This window comes from Lacticaseibacillus paracasei subsp. paracasei (assembly GCF_000829035.1).
Classification (GTDB): domain Bacteria; phylum Bacillota; class Bacilli; order Lactobacillales; family Lactobacillaceae; genus Lacticaseibacillus; species Lacticaseibacillus paracasei.
Window position 1 is genome coordinate 822,202 of the sequence record NZ_AP012541.1, and the last position, 14,042, is coordinate 836,243.

Consider the following 14,042-nt stretch of genomic DNA (forward strand, 5'->3'; position numbering starts at 1 on the left):
GCGGGCCTGAGCGTGATGGCCGGGCTTTGGCCATTGCGGTCAGGGTCCTTATGTGCAGGTTTCTGCGACTGCGAACACGTTTCGATGACAAGTACGTTAAGTTCAAGGCAGCAATTAAACAATGATAGCCAGTTTTGAGAGCGCAAAGTTCTCATAAGTGTGGTGGCGATAGCAAGAAGGATACACCTGTTCCCATGCCGAACACAGAAGTTAAGCTTCTTCACGCCGAGAGTAGTTGGTGGGAAACTGCCTGCGAGGGTAGGAAGCTGCCACGCTTTTTTTATTCCGGTTTAGCTCAGTTGGTAGAGCACCTGACTGTTAATCAGGTTGTCGTCAGTTCGAGCCTGACAACCGGAGTTTTTTATGGAGAGTTGTCCGAGAGGCTGAAGGAGCATGGTTGGAAACCATGTATACGGGTTTTACCTGTATCAAGGGTTCGAATCCCTTACTCTCCGTTTTTATGCTTCTAGATGCTTTCTATAGCTTCCCGGAATGCTGTTATAAAGGCATTCCGGGATTTTTGTTTCCTTTTATTTTCGGTTGTTTTTTTCCTCCGGTGCACAAAATGTGCACAAGCTAAAGTATCGAAAGTGCTTGTAGCGTCTGGGATACCTGCTCTTTTCTTTGATCTTCAAGAAGATGAGCGTAGACTTTTTGAGTGATCATTGTATTGGCATGCCCAAGTCTTTTTGAAATATAGTTAATGTCAACGTGATTGGCAATCAAATAGGAAACGTGAGTGTGTCTAAGCCCATGGAAAGTAATCGCGGGGTAAATGTCGAGATTCTTCTCGATCGTCCTTAGATCCTTATTAATTGCCGTGCTCGATAGCATGTTATGCCGTATGCTACGAAATAATAGTTGTTTGCTATCACGATATCCCTGAGCAAGGTAGACCTCTTGCTGTTCTTTCTTGAGACGTAAAAGCAAGTCTGCAAGTTCTCTCGTGATGTCGATGTCACGTACACTTGATTTGTTCTTAGTAGCAGCAAAGCCGCTCCCATATCTGTGATCCCACGTTCTGGTAATGTGTACAACGCGCTTTTTAAGATCAACATGATCCCACGTGAGCCCGAGAACTTCAGAATACCTAGCTCCGGTCAGTGCCCCGGTTGCGATGATGTAGTAAGCAATATGCTCGTAGTCTGCAAATTCTAGGCAGTAATTGACGAGCTTGCGCAAATCCTTTACTTGCAAATATTTGATGATTCCTGCTTGGCCTTCATTACCAGTGAGGACAACGTTATGAGTGAAGTTAGTATATATTATTTGGTCATCGACGGCAGAATCAGCCATTGAGCGAACATAGCCATTCAATTTGCTGACTGTATCTTTAGCCCTTTTTTTGCCAAACTCATTGATAAATCCCTGCCAGTCTGATTTTGAAATTGATTTTAGTTCACGGCTTTCGCCCCAATAGGCTAATAACTGTTTACGAATTGTTTTATACCGGGCTTCGGTGATACGAGAATGCTTACCAGATTTGTACAGCTCAATCCATTTGTCCCAGTAGTCGATTAACGTTATCTTGTTAAGATCCAAATTTGCACCGCGATTATGCTGACGTTCGACTTCGATTGCCGCTATATCAGCAGCCTTTTTTGAGGGGAAGCCACCCTTGTTGACATACTTGCGTGTTCCATCATTATCCTTGTAAGAGACACGATATTGCCATTTTTTGCCACGTTTACTAATGCTGGCCATCATTTACACCTCCTTGTGCTACAATACAGCCGGGTGCTATTGCACCTAATCATGCAGTCACGTTCTGTTAGGCGTCTACCCATTCACTTTGGTCGGTGGGGTAGGCGCTTTTTATTTTGTATCCAGCCCCACTCTCCGGCTTGCACGGGGACGCCGCTTGCGTGGGGGAAGTAACTACTTTGTGTATTATCAATTATCATGATTGTAGTTTCTTATCGTTTTGTGAATGAGACGGATGGCATTCCTCCGATAATCACGGTGTCACCCTTTTTCAAATTGACGTTTACCTTTGGCACCTGACCAGCGGATGAATCGGATCCTAAAACTTCATTGATGTCTGTGCCAAATAGATTCTTAGGTTGAACAAAGAAGTTACCGGATGCGCCTGCTGCTGGGGACACCGTATATTTGCCTTTCTTGATATCCTTACCAACAGTCCAATATCCCGTGCCGAGGCTGCTGGTATTTTTCTTATTACGCGATGTTACGGGCACAAAGTGTGCTGATGTCATGCCGGAAATCTCAACCTGGTCGCCTTTTTTAAAGGTGGCTGTTACGGCAGATGTGGTTGCAGACTCATCTGATCCCAAAATCTCATTGACGTCTTGTCCGTTTGATTTCTTCGGCTGGTTGAGAAAGTTACCCGTGCCTGAAGTAGAACTGACCGTGTATCGCCCAGACTTGAGCTCCTCTCCAACGGTATATGTGCCAGGAATCAATGTTGCCTCAGCGGCTTTAGCTTGTGCCAGAGTCGGAGGAGTGATGAATATGGCGATTGCAGCTACCAAAACTGTGCCCAGCACCAGCAAAAAATGTTGTACTGACAATTTCTTTTTCATAATGAATCCCTCCAAAAAATTCAGCTTTTAACGTCGATCAGGGTTTGGACGTAAGATTGCCATATGGTTCAGCTTGTGTTGAGGAAAAAACTACAGTCCCAGAAGCTGTTTCTTCTTAGCGTTGAATTCTTGTTCATTAATAATGCCATCATCTAAAAGAGACTTATATTTTCTAAGTTCATCTGGAGTATCCAACTTTGAAAATGATTGAACGCTTGTTGAGGGGGATAACTTGATGTCCATAATCAATTCGTTTATCAGGTCTGATGCTTTTCTAAAGTCATCGAATAAATTGCTGTTTAAAGATATTGTGTTTGGAGATTTAGCAGGATCAGTTTTTGAGTCAGTAGACCAATAATTTCGTGGTAGATTTTGAACTCCTCCTGCTGCTACTTCAAAGTATCCAGTCAATAAATGAGTATCAACTTCGACGTTTGTGATGTTTGCAATCGGCATTTTAAATCGGTTCTGGCCGACAAAATGACCGGTCATAAAGCCTGACTTAAAAATGTAAAGATATGACCTTGTCACAATCAAATATTCTTTGAATGCGCCTTTAAGAGCTATAAGTACCTCCTCGTTAGATTCCCAGTCGCGAGCTATGGCTATCTGCAACTTGCCAATTTCATTTGGTTGAATTAAAGCGTTGGTTGATAGTTGAAATGACGTTTTGTTTTCGCTTGTTAAATATTCTTTCCCTGAACGGCCACTTTCTAAAATCTCTTTGAATCTATCAATTGTGAGCTGTTGTCCATATTTAGTTGCTTCTAGAGTACTAAAGCCCGCTTGTTTCCAGTGTGGTACGCATACCCAAATACCATCGCTTAGCTCAACCTTCCCAGTAAAAGACCCAATTTTAATGCCATCCACACCGCAAGTGTAAGCCATATTTCTCCCTCCAAAAAATTCAGCTTTTAACGTCGATCAGGGTTTGGACGTAAGATTATTTGAATGCGTATGATCCGACAACTTTACCAATCACTTCAATATTGTCTGTGTCGTCAGCGTAGAAGTCCGGGTAGATACGTTCGCCAGTTTCTTCATCTACGTCATCGTTCAATGACCGAAGGCACAGACGATCTTGCTCGAATATCAGTTTTTTGATGAATGTCATGTCATCAATATCAACTACCGCGATCATGCCGTTAGTAACATCTTGTGTTTTTTGAACAAAGACAAACTCACCATCATCATAGGTAGGATGCATACTGTCGCCGACAACTTTGAAGCAGTAATCGTAGTGAGACGGAATGGCACTATCCGGGATCTTAACTGTGTCCATTGGTTCATCGCGATCATCATTAAAGGCACCATATCCAGCGGCCACAATACCATCAACCTCAACATTGAACTCTGGTTCATCGAGATTACGTTCTACAAGCGCTTCATCTAAGCTGACAACGTTGTCTGGATTCTGCTGCTCATTGAGCTGCTTTTCCGCGTACGTGTAAACTTTCTGCTGACGTTCGGGGTGGAGTTGAACCACCGTGTCATGAATCTTATCCACAACGGTGTCAGCTTTCAGACCCATTAAAACTTCTGGTTTAATATCGAGGGCATTCGCTACCTTTGCAACTACTTCAATTGGAACCTTTTCGATGTCTCCTTTTTCATATCGAAAAACCGTTGATCTAGAGACGCCAATTTTGGCGGCAAGAGAATCTGCGCTAATGCCTTTTTGTTTACGAATAGTTTTCATTCGTTCTCCAACGTTCATATGTGGCACCTCCTGTATGGCTACAATTATAAACCGACGTCGCAAATTTGCAACAACAAAAGTCGCATATTTGCGATTTTTATATTGACACTTGCTTATAAGCGATTTATGCTTAGTTCATCAAGTCGCAGGAATGCGACAGAAAGGAGAATCATATATGGTTAATGTGAATTTGGATCGTTTAAAGGGACTTATGACAGAACGACACGTCACTCAAGATTCTCTAGCTTTAGCATTAGGGATCGCAAGAAGCACATTATTTCGGAAAATGCAGCGGGGTGGAAAAGACTTCACGGCACAAGAAATATTCAAAATGATGCAATTCATCCCTCTTAGCGATCAGGAAGCAATTGATATTTTTTTAAAGAAAAAAGTCGCAATAACGCGACCTAAGGGGATGACGGTATGAACGAACTACAACTATTTCAGTTCGAAGATAACCAAATTCGGACTGTCAGCTCCAACGGCATTATCTGGTTTTCAGCACCGGATGTTACGAATGCGCTGAAACTAACAAACACAACGGTAGCGTTGAAATCATTAGACGGCGATGAGGTGACTAAGTTTAACTTAGGAGGCTTATCAGGCGAGACAAATTTCATCAGCGAACCGGGGCTATACAAACTGATTGGTGCTAGTCGAAAACCAGCGGCCAAACGTTTTAACCGTTGGGTAACGCATGAAGTCCTCCCATCAATCCGCAAGCATGGTGCGTACATGACGCCTGAAACGATTGAGAAGGCCATCTATAATCCAGACTTCATTATCAATCTGGCAACGCAGCTAAAGGACGAACAAGCCAAAACAGCGGCACTTACGGCTGATAACGAAACAATGAAGCCTAAAGCGTTGTTTGCAGACGCGGTGGCCACAAGTCACACAACCATCTTGGTCGGTGATCTTGCCAAGGTGATCAAACAGAACGGCGTTGACATTGGTGCGAAGCGGTTGTTCGCATGGCTGCGTGAGCAAGGCTATCTGATCAAACGGATTGGTGCCGACTATAACTCGCCGACACAGCGTGCGATGGAGCTAGGCCTGTTTGAGGTCAAGGAGACTGCGATCAGTCACTCGGACGGCCATGTAACAGTTCAGAAGACCCCAAAGGTGACCGGCAAAGGCCAGCAGTATTTTATCAACAAGCTTCTGCAAAAGGGGATGACGGTATGAACGAAGAAAACAAAAAGCCCCGCACTGATATGGGCAGCACGGGGGTAACTCTTTACACTTGGCGCACTAGTTATCCATTTCCCCCAGCAGTAAAACCGGGAGACCTGGTGACAATCGTTATTGAGGACGAAGAATTAACCCACACTGTAGGAACCTTTGCTTTCGTCTCCTAAAGGAAGAGTGCTCCATACGGTAAGAACGTTGGACGCTCTTTCAACGAGGACCTCTTCTTTACCATCAACAATAAGATTACGAATCATAAAGAATTCATTTCCATCTTTGAATGAGTAGGCACTTTTAATTGCTACATCTTTCGAAGAAAACACCGCGCCAATATTGCCACTGGTAGGAGCAAATGCTTTTTTGTATGGCAAGTCCATTTATATCACCTCCTTCCATCACCAGATAACTTGATTATCTGCCAAGGGGAGGCCAAAAGAAAGAAGGAAACAACATGAAACCCAACCAAGCAACATCGAACTTTGAAGCACCAAAAACGACATTAAGCAAAGATTACAAGGAGGATATTAACATGAACAAACAATTAGCAGATTTAGTACAGGGCGTTCTTTCTGGAAAATTCCAGGTAGTAGAAACTCGAAACAGCAACCACGAACTTGATACTGACGGTTTCACATCTGGAAAGCTAGAAGTTTCAGAATTTACATTTGCTGTAATTAAAAACACCCCTTCAAAGTGAGAAGGGGTTTGGAACTAGAAACGATCAAGGCTTAGAAGGTTATCGCTAGTAACATCATTAGCTTTGGTACGAATGTACGGATCACGTCCAGTCGGGTGGACGGACTCGACTTCTGGTTTGCGGCCATTCTTTGCGGTGAAGTAGTATGCAGATCCCTCATCGATGTTGTCGACAACATCTGCAACGGAAAGCTCCTCGTAATTAGCCAATTTGACCTTGGTGATATCTGATTCGTGCTCACTGTTATACGGCTCTGTGTGAACTTTAACAATTTCATATGCCATTTTAGTCACCTCCTTTCCACCAACATTATCGGTCCCGATAGAGAAAAAAGAAAGAAGAAAACACAAGTGAATGAGGAAGACTTGAACCGTATCCTTGCAGTCGTCGCTATATTTCTTGCAATGCTGTCTCTGCTCTTACAGCAGTGTGGTTTATGACAAAAGATTTCTTTAGCGGATGTCTATCAGCATTAAGAAGCAGGAATAGTTATGGCTGTAAAAATCTAAGGAGGCTGTCTAAATGTCAGAAAAAATGCTCATTGCATTAGTTGTCATCGGGATTGTGGCTGTGCTTGCAACAGTAATTGTATCTCTAACTATTTTTGCCATCACGGGTAGTGTGATCGCTCTAATCGTTTTTTATGCAGTTTGCCTGGGAGCACAACTAGTGATGCTGATTGCGGAAATAATTATGGCTGTAAAAAGCTAATTGAAAGGTCCTTCTTTTCTCCACGTGTTCCGTGGAGAAAGTTCAGAATCTCGTTGTATAAATTCAGGTATTTCTACGTTAATATCAAAGTTTTTGAATGTCGTTTCTATAGTTAACGTGTTCTTCCCGTTCAAATGAATGAATTTAAGGTCATCTTCATAAACAGGCCAAAAAATATATCCCTTAACAATATCAAAAGGTTTCAGGTGGACAACCGGTCTTATCCATTGATTGCCGACTGTCCATCCAAATATTTTTGAATTTCCACCGTACGTAATTAAGGATCCATATGAATGCTTCGCGGCTCTTTCTTCAACTTCGTATCTTGATCCCGGCAACGCATATGGACCGTATGTAAAGTGATTGTTCAACGTAAACGTGCTTATTGCAATGGGGTTAGAGCTTTGATTGCGAATTGATACTTCCATAAGTACTCGATAGCGGCGATCTGTGTAAATATCCGGGTCATCGTCACCAGACCAAGAAGGCTCAATTAGCATAGACGATCCCTTTTTTATTGTTTGACTCACTTTAATTTTTGGCTTTCCACGTTGATAACCTTTAAAGGCTAAGCCAAACGACGCAATAGCAAAAACTAGGGATACCAGTGATATAGCAATGGGAGACCAAACAGTCCAATTTGGTATGACAAGTTGTAAAGCGAGTTTAGTTATCATCAAAAATCATCTCCTTTCGGGTTCCATTATCCGTCAGGAGGCGATCACAGGAAAGGAGGAAATGCCATGCCACTGTTGCATGTTGTTGAAGATGATCAGATTTCAAGCAAAAAGTATTTAGCGGTAGATGAAGAAGAACTGGCAGAGATGATTAAGGAGAACCAAGAGCTAAAACGCAAGCTAGCAGCACGAGGCATGTGGACGCTCACCACCGCAACAAGCTATGTCGAAGGACATAACAACACGTGGGTAGTTAACAATATCTTGAACGTCCCACGCTTCCACAAGTTCTTGCAAGATACCGTGGTTTCATATCCACCGCCTGGCAAAAAGGGGTATCTGTTTCATCCGAAACCATGGCTCGACTTCTTAGATAAATGGTTCCCAGAGATTTCAAGGTCACTTAGAGAGAAGGAAAAACAATGATTGGCTATTTACTAATTGCTGGTGGCTTCGGCGTGATCGTTGGTCACTGCTTAGGCCACAGCGGAAATTGGAGGCAGTGGATTGAATGAAGCAGCTATAGCTAAGCTAGGTCCACTTATCTCCTACTTGTCTATCCAGGCTGAGAACGCACGTCTGGTTGGCCATAATTACCGTCAAGGAACGGATCAGACGCGAGCTTATGCCATGGGACGAGAAGACGGCTTGCAAACCGCCATCAGCTTAATCAACGAAATAATGGGCAAAACAAAAACCGCTAAGCGCTAGAACACTTAACGGCCAAAAATGAGGTTTCACATTGAGTGACCTCATTATATCACAGAAAGAAATGAGGTAAAACAATGGCCAGAGAAATTGGCAAGCAACTTGACCGTCTTGAATCACTTGCATACAAAGTAAAAACTGATCAGTACCTTTTGGATTATTTGAGAGAATGGGCAGAAACCAAGTGCGATCTGTTCAGGGATGATGATCCTCACATGACCGATGGTGAGAAGATTCAAGACCGGCTGTTCCTAAAAGACAACTTTAAAAAATACATGGATATCTTGGGTCAAACATCACTCGATATGATCAAATTCGAAGCAGACTTAATGGATGTTCGCCAAAACATTGCCGATCAATGCTTCCATGAAGGTGGTGACGATCATGAATGAAAGCCCCAGTTACTATGCCATCATTCCAGCAGGTGTGCGCTATGACAAACAGCTACCACAAGGAGCCAAGATCTTGTATGGCGAGATCACGGCACTCAGCAGTAAGAGCGGCTCTTGTTGGGCGAGCGATCAATACTTTATGACTTTGTACGAGGTAGGTCAAACCACTATACAAAGATGGCTACGTGCTTTAGAAGACAGCGGATATATTGAACGTCATGTCAAATACAAAGACGGTACCAAAGAAATTGAAAAAAGGTATATCAAAATTCGTACAGACCCTATGCCCAAAAATGGTAATACCTATAGCCAAAAACGGGTATACCCTATGCCCAAAAACGGGCAAGAGAATAATACAAGTATTAATAAAAACATACGTGCATCCAGCACGTTAGAGAGTGACTTTGAAAAGCTCTGGAAACTGTATCCAAAGAAGATCGGCAAGAAGCCGGCACTAGCTGCGTACAAACGGGTAATGAGTAGAAAGAAGAACCCTGCTACCAACAGACAAATTCAGGATGCATTGTGGCTTATCGACAGCTAATCAAGAGCAAAGGCACAGAGAAGCGGTTTGTCAAAGACGGTAGTACTTTCTTCAACCAAGAGGCATGGAACGATTACCTTGAGGTCGTAAAGGAAGAACGAGATGAGCAGGAAGCTAGAAAGCCTAAGTTCGATCCCAAGAAAACTGCTATTGCAATGTATATCGACTACAACAGTCCTGACCGAGTGCTTGAAGAAATCAAAGCGCAGGGTATTCCGATCAATCCAGAAGATGCTAAACGTTACATTGCTGAATACGATGAAGGGAGGCAACAAGCTTGACGAAAAAGCTTTATGACCCTAGCAATCCTGAACCGCATGTCATGTATGGCTTATATACGAAGCCGGAACTAATCAAGTCTGAATGGATTGATCCTAAATGGTTTAATAGCCAGCAATACGCTGCAGTAGTTGCCTACATGAACAAGCTGCCAGGCGATGTGGACACGCTGGAATTACAGGATGGTTTTGATACAGCTCATCCTGGCGTGATGTCAGTAGCAGATTGGCAATACATTATGACCAGCGATTTTGGCACCTCACGTTTTGACTGGTGGGTAGGCAAGCTAAAACGGAATTATTTCCGTAGTCAGCTCATTCAAACAGCACAAGCATACTCGGAAGAACCAAGCGAGGACAATCTTACCGCGATGATGGTTGCCTCACAGAATGCTACTGCTGCCAGTCAGACGGTAACTGAAAGTAGCATTGCAGATTTGGCAGCGGCCATGGAAGACAAAATGATACACGGTGCTACTGACAATGGGATTAAAACGTACTTCACTCTTAACAATATTCTGGGTGGTGGTTTGATGCCGGGACGTTTGTTGACGATTGGTGCGCGCCCTGGTGTCGGTAAATCAGCATTCGCGGTCAATCTCATCATTGAGGCTTTGAAACAGCAACCGGAATTGACGGTTGATATGTTTTCACTTGAAATGTCAAATTCAGAAAACTATAACCGCTTGTTGGCCTGCAAGACTGGCATTAGTGCTGGTAAATTCATCAACCCGCAGAAAAGTCTAAGCGATGCTGAGAAGGTTGAGGTTGAAAAGGCGGGAAACTTCCTTAAAGACTATCACTTGCAGCTTTACGACAAGCAGGTGGAATTACCGCAGATCGTCAAAACAATGCGGCAGCGAGCCGCTGATGCAGATAAAGGATACCTTGCGATCGTTGACTATCTCGGGTTGATTGGTGTTCGTAGCCAAGCCGATCGCCGTCTGCAAATCGAAGAGATCACCCGTCAATTCAAAGTGCTGACCAACGAGCTTGGTATCCCGATTGTTTTGCTTAGTCAATTGTCACGAGGTATTGAGAATCGTCAGGACAAGCAACCGGTACTCTCAGATTTAAGAGAGTCGGGATCAATTGAACAAGATAGCAATGCGGTTGGATTCCTTTGGAACAGTGATCGGCAGAACGAAAGATCAGATATCCGTACTGTGACTTTAACAATTGCCAAAAATCGTGAAGGAGCACTTGGCAACATTGATTTTCGTTTTTTCGCACCAAAGTTGCAGTTTAAGGTGGCGTATTGAAATGACTTATCCAACCATGACCCTTAAAGAGTTCAATGAGTACATGCAGGAGGGACATTATCAATACTCGCTGTTCATCATTCTGCAGCTTGATGAAGCCATGGAATATCTAAAAAAGGCGCAACAAGCCGATGCTGATATGAAGAAGTTTTGGTACCAATGGGCGTACGTTACCTTGACAGATGCCTTAGAGACGGCTGAGTCAGAATATTATGGAGAAACTAGTGAATATTTACCAACAAAAGAAACTGATCCAGTAACGCGAGCTTATTGTCAAAACACATACGATATTTGGCGAGGATATCTGAAGAAGCTAAATGTGAACTTACCGAAGCAAAAATTTTGAGGAGGCAAAAGCATGATTGAGCATTAGGACGAAACTAACAATGCAGGCCAAGATTGGGCACGTGAACGACTTCGCAACTTTCTTGACGATCATCCCAGTTTGCCAATATACCGTTTTGCTTTTATTGCTGGCGTGAGTCGCATCACAGTTGCTAGTTTTCTTAGTGGCAAAGAGGTAATGATGATCACACTTACAAAGATAGCTAAAGCCATGGGGATATCGCCAGAAAAGCTAAAACAGCCAATTAGCAAGGAAGAATACAAGGAACTACAGGAGGAATCTTCAAATGCAAGCAATTAAAACAAAAATGATGGTCGGTGATCTGGTTGCGGTGCCTGATCGGATATTCATGGGCGTGCGTGATCTTGGCGGTGTGGCACGAATCATCAGAATCGAGCGATACAACGCCAGAGGTGCAAGTCAAGACATCAACAAGCCAGTTGCTTTTGATGGCAACGCACCCAAAGAGCTAATCACAACGGTTGAGATGGTTGATGGCAAGCAACGTCAATACTATCTGAAGGACGTGAAGCCAGCATGAACAGGATCATTATTCCTTTGCCCCTCATGACTCTTAACCAGTACATCAAGATTGAACGAGGGAACATGTTCGGCGGAGCAAAAGTCAAGAAACAAGCAACGGAAACGGTAATGTTGGCTGTGAGAAAAGCGATGAATCAGGGCGTGAAATTTCAATGGGGGAAACCTCTAAGCTTCGACTGGTACTGGTATGACAAGCGAACAGACCCGGACAACATCGCGTTTCAGCATAAGTTTATCTTCGACGGCATGCAAAAGGCTGAATTTTTAGAAAACGATAATTGGGATCACATTGTAGAACTGCGAGATCGGTTCTTTATTGACAAAGCTAACCCGAGAGTTGAAGTCGAAGAAATCGATTAAGGAGAAAAATCATGATGAATAGCATACGAATTCAAAACGGCAAAGTTTTTGTGAATGGCATTGAGGTTGGACAGGTTGAAAAGATCCACTTCAAAGCTGAGGCGAATGACCCTGTAGAGGTTGAAATGAAGTGGTTAGTTCCTGTCAGAGGCCTAGATGTTTCTGTATATCAGCCTGAACCACGCCAGCAGCAGCCTGAGGTCGATGCTAAACAGCAGACCATCAATGACCTTACATCACAGTTAGAAGCCGCCAAACAGGCAAACAATGACTTATCACAGGCCATCAAAGACGCACAGAGCATCAAGGACTATTCAGATCAGGCTGTGAAGTCAGTCAGTGCGAAATGAGTCATAGGGGCTGCTATGTGGCTGTGAGGAGGCCGACCAATGAAAACAGGAGACGACACGTTCGATGACATCTACATCAGCAAAAAGACTGGCAAGGTTGTAGGTGTCATGTACGAAGATGTGGACTACAAGCTAGTTCCCGTAGAACCAAAGCAAAAAAAGATGAATTACGAAGAAGCACTAAAACGTGCAGAAAAGCTGCTTTCTATGGGCGATTATGTGGACGGTAACGTAAACGAATATGCCAATCTGAAAGCTGTGGCACTTGTTAAGAATATTTACGGGAGAGAGGACGAAAAATGAGCGAAGAAAAACTGTACGCGGTAAAGAACGATGAAGGCAAATACTGGGAATTTTTTGATAATTCCGGTTTCTGGGCATTAGATATCTCAGATTCCCCTATAACGCCTAGCAAGGATCAGGCTGAACAAGTGGCTGATGAGCAGGGTGGTCACGTTGTCACTTTGGTTGAGGAGCCTGAAAAGGTAGTCATAACCAAAGAGCAAGCCGGAATCGTTGAGGAAGCGCGTGTAAGTGGCATCCCGGCAACCCATATTTCTGGCCATACTGATGCTTATAACGGCGAGGAAAGGCTGCTTATTAATGCTTACGTCAACGGCTACACCATGGCAAAAGAGAAGAAATACAACGTCAAGGTGCCACATACCAAAGAGGTTTGGTATTACAAGTCCGGCGATACAGATTTGTTGACGATTTTCCCAGCGGATAAAGAACTTCGTGGCACGTTCACTGAATCAGAGATCGAGCATTACGGCTTGCAGGACTGCGAGAAAGAAGAGGTGACTGACGATGATGATTAAGCTAGACAGCGGTGACTATGTAAACACTGATTATATTGAACGATTGTGGATGATTAATGAGCATGACGGCTTCATCAGGTTTGTTAACGCTCCAGACGTCCCTATCAGTGAAAACGATCGTGGCCTTATTCTAAAGGCGATGAAGCCAAAGATTATGCTTACTTTAGGTGAATCTGGGAAACTTGAGCCGACTATTTATCATGAAGGTGGAATAGATTATGGCGCCATGGCATTTTCACCATTAATTAATGGCCATGAGGTGACTGACTATGAGCAATGAGACGAAGCGGGACGTGCTAAAAAAGGCTCTTGATTTTTTCGTGATGCGTGGAATTGAACAAAGCATTAACTACGACTTGAAAAGGTATCAATATCTTTCAGAATATGACGCCGCCTTGCCAGATGATATGCCGGTGATTCCGGAAGAAGTATCAGATCGTTTGAAACAAGCTAAAGCGGATAGGTCTAGCTTGCGATATATGTTCGCTGCCAGCTCGATTAATATGCTTTCTGACTGGTGGATGGCCCAAGATCCTGAAAATGAAGATACATTCGCCCGTGCATGGATGCTAGGTGTCTGGCGCGTTGAGGAAACCGGCGAAATCGTGAAATTGGAGGCAGAGAAATGAGTAAACATTTTGAAGAAATGAGCCAACTGGAGAGGATTGATAAAAAAATGAAATTCAAGATTGTGGGCCGCAATGGCGAAACCAAAATCAAGGAATTCAGGTCTCAGTACGAAGCAGATTTATACTGCGAGCGCCTCAACCATGAGCGGTTGGAACGCCTTGGCTTGATTGAGCACCTGAACACACCAGCAATCGAATTTGAGTAGGAGTACATCACCATGAAGACATACACCAAGCGTCGCTGCGGAAGGAAAGCCAGGATGTATTTAGCAATGTGGAACATGGAGAAAT

23 protein-coding genes, 2 tRNA genes, 1 rRNA gene and 3 pseudogenes are annotated in these 14,042 nt (G+C 43.6%); 22 read left to right on the top strand and 7 right to left on the bottom strand.

Annotation, left to right across the window (positions count from 1 at the left end; all coding sequences use genetic code 11):
• Nucleotides 1–158 precede the first annotated feature (158 nt).
• The 3 genes from rrf to LBPC_RS04080 all read left to right on the top strand — a co-directional run bounded on the left by rrf (nt 159) and on the right by LBPC_RS04080 (nt 455).
• Nucleotides 159–275: ribosomal RNA gene (gene rrf, locus LBPC_RS04070) — 5S ribosomal RNA — on the top strand.
• A gap of 9 nt (nt 276–284) precedes the next feature.
• Nucleotides 285–357: transfer RNA gene (locus tag LBPC_RS04075), tRNA-Asn, on the top strand.
• Between the two features lie 8 nt (nt 358–365).
• Nucleotides 366–455: transfer RNA gene (locus LBPC_RS04080), tRNA-Ser, on the top strand.
• Between the two features lie 121 nt (nt 456–576).
• Here the strand turns inward: LBPC_RS04080 and LBPC_RS04085 are convergent.
• From LBPC_RS04085 to LBPC_RS04100, 4 genes are all read right to left on the bottom strand, one after another.
• Nucleotides 577–1,704 (bottom strand): site-specific integrase, encoded by a 1,128-nt coding sequence (locus LBPC_RS04085; RefSeq protein ID WP_032780979.1) that lies wholly within the window; start codon nt 1,702–1,704, stop codon nt 577–579.
• A gap of 212 nt (nt 1,705–1,916) precedes the next feature.
• Nucleotides 1,917–2,543 carry a hypothetical protein gene (locus LBPC_RS04090; protein WP_003661439.1) on the bottom strand — a complete coding sequence of 209 codons (627 nt, stop codon included), beginning with the start codon at nt 2,541–2,543 and terminating at the stop codon, nt 1,917–1,919.
• Nucleotides 2,544–2,633: 90 nt separating this feature from the next.
• Complete coding sequence (locus LBPC_RS04095) at nt 2,634–3,431, bottom strand: SHOCT domain-containing protein (protein ID WP_003661438.1); 798 nt, start codon at nt 3,429–3,431, stop codon at nt 2,634–2,636.
• A gap of 55 nt (nt 3,432–3,486) precedes the next feature.
• Nucleotides 3,487–4,260: an XRE family transcriptional regulator gene (locus LBPC_RS04100; protein ID WP_003661437.1), complete on the bottom strand. Its 774-nt coding sequence runs from the start codon at nt 4,258–4,260 to the stop codon at nt 3,487–3,489.
• Between the two features lie 157 nt (nt 4,261–4,417).
• Between LBPC_RS04100 and LBPC_RS04105 the strand changes: the two genes are divergently transcribed.
• Nucleotides 4,418–4,669 (top strand): helix-turn-helix domain-containing protein, encoded by a 252-nt coding sequence (locus LBPC_RS04105; protein WP_016366000.1) that lies wholly within the window; start codon nt 4,418–4,420, stop codon nt 4,667–4,669.
• The gene (locus LBPC_RS04110) at nt 4,666–5,430 is read left to right on the top strand and encodes a phage repressor protein/antirepressor Ant (RefSeq protein ID WP_003661435.1); all 765 of its coding nucleotides are present in this window, start codon (nt 4,666–4,668) and stop codon (nt 5,428–5,430) included. The genes LBPC_RS04105 and LBPC_RS04110 overlap by 4 nt, the downstream gene beginning before the upstream one ends.
• A gap of 134 nt (nt 5,431–5,564) precedes the next feature.
• On the opposite strand, the gene LBPC_RS04115 is transcribed toward LBPC_RS04110, so the two are convergent.
• A complete protein-coding gene (locus tag LBPC_RS04115) occupies nt 5,565–5,810 on the bottom strand; it encodes a hypothetical protein (RefSeq protein WP_003661434.1) in 246 nt (81 codons plus the stop codon).
• 74 nt (nt 5,811–5,884) lie between these two features.
• Here LBPC_RS04115 and LBPC_RS04120 point away from each other — a divergent pair, with 74 nt between their 5' ends.
• On the top strand, nt 5,885–6,130 hold the full coding sequence (locus LBPC_RS04120; protein WP_003661433.1) for a hypothetical protein: 246 nt from the start codon (nt 5,885–5,887) through the stop codon (nt 6,128–6,130).
• Between the two features lie 14 nt (nt 6,131–6,144).
• Here the strand turns inward: LBPC_RS04120 and LBPC_RS04125 are convergent, their stop codons facing one another.
• Nucleotides 6,145–6,414 carry a DUF3892 domain-containing protein gene (locus LBPC_RS04125; protein ID WP_032780976.1) on the bottom strand — a complete coding sequence of 90 codons (270 nt, stop codon included), beginning with the start codon at nt 6,412–6,414 and terminating at the stop codon, nt 6,145–6,147.
• 238 nt (nt 6,415–6,652) lie between these two features.
• Between LBPC_RS04125 and LBPC_RS04130 the strand changes: the two genes are divergently transcribed.
• Nucleotides 6,653–6,841: a hypothetical protein gene (locus LBPC_RS04130; protein WP_003661430.1), complete on the top strand. Its 189-nt coding sequence runs from the start codon at nt 6,653–6,655 to the stop codon at nt 6,839–6,841.
• Here the strand turns inward: LBPC_RS04130 and LBPC_RS04135 are convergent.
• Nucleotides 6,838–7,518, bottom strand: a complete 681-nt coding sequence (locus LBPC_RS04135; RefSeq protein ID WP_003661429.1) for a hypothetical protein — start codon at nt 7,516–7,518, stop codon at nt 6,838–6,840. The two genes, LBPC_RS04130 and LBPC_RS04135, sit on opposite strands and share 4 nt — an antisense overlap.
• Before the next feature lie 66 nt (nt 7,519–7,584).
• Between LBPC_RS04135 and LBPC_RS04140 the strand changes: the two genes are divergently transcribed.
• The 15 genes and pseudogenes from LBPC_RS04140 (at nt 7,585) to LBPC_RS04215 (ending at nt 13,957) form a co-directional block, all read left to right on the top strand.
• Nucleotides 7,585–7,944, top strand: coding sequence for a DUF771 domain-containing protein (locus LBPC_RS04140; protein ID WP_003661428.1), 360 nt, complete (start codon nt 7,585–7,587; stop codon nt 7,942–7,944).
• An 81-nt stretch (nt 7,945–8,025) separates the two neighbouring features.
• A complete protein-coding gene (locus LBPC_RS04145) occupies nt 8,026–8,229 on the top strand; it encodes a hypothetical protein (RefSeq protein WP_003661427.1) in 204 nt (67 codons plus the stop codon).
• Between the two features lie 74 nt (nt 8,230–8,303).
• Nucleotides 8,304–8,618 carry a hypothetical protein gene (locus LBPC_RS04150; RefSeq protein WP_003661426.1) on the top strand — a complete coding sequence of 105 codons (315 nt, stop codon included), beginning with the start codon at nt 8,304–8,306 and terminating at the stop codon, nt 8,616–8,618.
• Nucleotides 8,611–9,443: pseudogene (locus LBPC_RS14810) on the top strand (helix-turn-helix domain-containing protein). The gene LBPC_RS04150 and the pseudogene LBPC_RS14810 overlap by 8 nt, the downstream one beginning before the upstream one ends.
• The gene (locus LBPC_RS04165; protein ID WP_003661423.1) at nt 9,440–10,702 is read left to right on the top strand and encodes a DnaB-like helicase C-terminal domain-containing protein; all 1,263 of its coding nucleotides are present in this window, start codon (nt 9,440–9,442) and stop codon (nt 10,700–10,702) included. The pseudogene LBPC_RS14810 and the gene LBPC_RS04165 overlap by 4 nt, the downstream one beginning before the upstream one ends.
• A gap of 1 nt (nt 10,703) precedes the next feature.
• Complete coding sequence (locus LBPC_RS04170; protein ID WP_003661422.1) at nt 10,704–11,048, top strand: hypothetical protein; 345 nt, start codon at nt 10,704–10,706, stop codon at nt 11,046–11,048.
• A 12-nt stretch (nt 11,049–11,060) separates the two neighbouring features.
• Nucleotides 11,061–11,348, top strand: a pseudogene (locus LBPC_RS17215) (XRE family transcriptional regulator).
• Nucleotides 11,335–11,589, top strand: coding sequence for a hypothetical protein (locus LBPC_RS04180; RefSeq protein ID WP_003661420.1), 255 nt, complete (start codon nt 11,335–11,337; stop codon nt 11,587–11,589). Before LBPC_RS17215 ends, LBPC_RS04180 begins: the two are co-directional and overlap by 14 nt.
• Nucleotides 11,586–11,951, top strand: coding sequence for a RusA family crossover junction endodeoxyribonuclease (locus LBPC_RS04185; RefSeq protein ID WP_003661419.1), 366 nt, complete (start codon nt 11,586–11,588; stop codon nt 11,949–11,951). Before LBPC_RS04180 ends, LBPC_RS04185 begins: the two co-directional genes overlap by 4 nt.
• Nucleotides 11,952–12,139: 188 nt before the next feature.
• Nucleotides 12,140–12,301: pseudogene (locus LBPC_RS17495) on the top strand (endonuclease); the annotation flags it as partial.
• A 39-nt stretch (nt 12,302–12,340) separates the two neighbouring features.
• A complete protein-coding gene (locus tag LBPC_RS04195) occupies nt 12,341–12,604 on the top strand; it encodes a hypothetical protein (protein WP_003661416.1) in 264 nt (87 codons plus the stop codon).
• Nucleotides 12,601–13,122 (top strand): DUF1642 domain-containing protein, encoded by a 522-nt coding sequence (locus LBPC_RS04200; protein WP_003661415.1) that lies wholly within the window; start codon nt 12,601–12,603, stop codon nt 13,120–13,122. The genes LBPC_RS04195 and LBPC_RS04200 overlap by 4 nt, the downstream gene beginning before the upstream one ends.
• On the top strand, nt 13,112–13,402 hold the full coding sequence (locus LBPC_RS04205; protein WP_003661414.1) for a hypothetical protein: 291 nt from the start codon (nt 13,112–13,114) through the stop codon (nt 13,400–13,402). Before LBPC_RS04200 ends, LBPC_RS04205 begins: the two co-directional genes overlap by 11 nt.
• Complete coding sequence (locus LBPC_RS04210) at nt 13,392–13,751, top strand: hypothetical protein (protein ID WP_003661413.1); 360 nt, start codon at nt 13,392–13,394, stop codon at nt 13,749–13,751. Before LBPC_RS04205 ends, LBPC_RS04210 begins: the two co-directional genes overlap by 11 nt.
• On the top strand, nt 13,748–13,957 hold the full coding sequence (locus LBPC_RS04215; RefSeq protein ID WP_003595405.1) for a hypothetical protein: 210 nt from the start codon (nt 13,748–13,750) through the stop codon (nt 13,955–13,957). Before LBPC_RS04210 ends, LBPC_RS04215 begins: the two co-directional genes overlap by 4 nt.
• Nucleotides 13,958–14,042: the final 85 nt, after the last annotated feature.

Bases quoted from the DNA above. Each gene is read 5' to 3' on its own strand.
- LBPC_RS04085 (WP_032780979.1), bottom strand. From the start codon at position 1,704: ATGGCCAGCATTAGTAAACGTGGCAAAAAATGGCAATATCGTGTCTCT.
- LBPC_RS04090 (WP_003661439.1), bottom strand. From the start codon at position 2,543: ATGAAAAAGAAATTGTCAGTACAACATTTTTTGCTGGTGCTGGGCACA.
- LBPC_RS04095 (WP_003661438.1), bottom strand. From the start codon at position 3,431: ATGGCTTACACTTGCGGTGTGGATGGCATTAAAATTGGGTCTTTTACT.
- LBPC_RS04100 (WP_003661437.1), bottom strand. From the start codon at position 4,260: ATGAACGTTGGAGAACGAATGAAAACTATTCGTAAACAAAAAGGCATT.
- LBPC_RS04105 (WP_016366000.1), top strand. From the start codon at position 4,418: ATGGTTAATGTGAATTTGGATCGTTTAAAGGGACTTATGACAGAACGA.
- LBPC_RS04110 (WP_003661435.1), top strand. From the start codon at position 4,666: ATGAACGAACTACAACTATTTCAGTTCGAAGATAACCAAATTCGGACT.
- LBPC_RS04115 (WP_003661434.1), bottom strand. From the start codon at position 5,810: ATGGACTTGCCATACAAAAAAGCATTTGCTCCTACCAGTGGCAATATT.
- LBPC_RS04120 (WP_003661433.1), top strand. From the start codon at position 5,885: ATGAAACCCAACCAAGCAACATCGAACTTTGAAGCACCAAAAACGACA.
- LBPC_RS04125 (WP_032780976.1), bottom strand. From the start codon at position 6,414: ATGGCATATGAAATTGTTAAAGTTCACACAGAGCCGTATAACAGTGAG.
- LBPC_RS04130 (WP_003661430.1), top strand. From the start codon at position 6,653: ATGTCAGAAAAAATGCTCATTGCATTAGTTGTCATCGGGATTGTGGCT.
- LBPC_RS04135 (WP_003661429.1), bottom strand. From the start codon at position 7,518: ATGATAACTAAACTCGCTTTACAACTTGTCATACCAAATTGGACTGTT.
- LBPC_RS04140 (WP_003661428.1), top strand. From the start codon at position 7,585: ATGCCACTGTTGCATGTTGTTGAAGATGATCAGATTTCAAGCAAAAAG.
- LBPC_RS04150 (WP_003661426.1), top strand. From the start codon at position 8,304: ATGGCCAGAGAAATTGGCAAGCAACTTGACCGTCTTGAATCACTTGCA.
- LBPC_RS04170 (WP_003661422.1), top strand. From the start codon at position 10,704: ATGACTTATCCAACCATGACCCTTAAAGAGTTCAATGAGTACATGCAG.
- LBPC_RS04180 (WP_003661420.1), top strand. From the start codon at position 11,335: ATGCAAGCAATTAAAACAAAAATGATGGTCGGTGATCTGGTTGCGGTG.
- LBPC_RS04185 (WP_003661419.1), top strand. From the start codon at position 11,586: ATGAACAGGATCATTATTCCTTTGCCCCTCATGACTCTTAACCAGTAC.
- LBPC_RS04195 (WP_003661416.1), top strand. From the start codon at position 12,341: ATGAAAACAGGAGACGACACGTTCGATGACATCTACATCAGCAAAAAG.
- LBPC_RS04200 (WP_003661415.1), top strand. From the start codon at position 12,601: ATGAGCGAAGAAAAACTGTACGCGGTAAAGAACGATGAAGGCAAATAC.
- LBPC_RS04205 (WP_003661414.1), top strand. From the start codon at position 13,112: ATGATGATTAAGCTAGACAGCGGTGACTATGTAAACACTGATTATATT.
- LBPC_RS04210 (WP_003661413.1), top strand. From the start codon at position 13,392: ATGAGCAATGAGACGAAGCGGGACGTGCTAAAAAAGGCTCTTGATTTT.
- LBPC_RS04215 (WP_003595405.1), top strand. From the start codon at position 13,748: ATGAGTAAACATTTTGAAGAAATGAGCCAACTGGAGAGGATTGATAAA.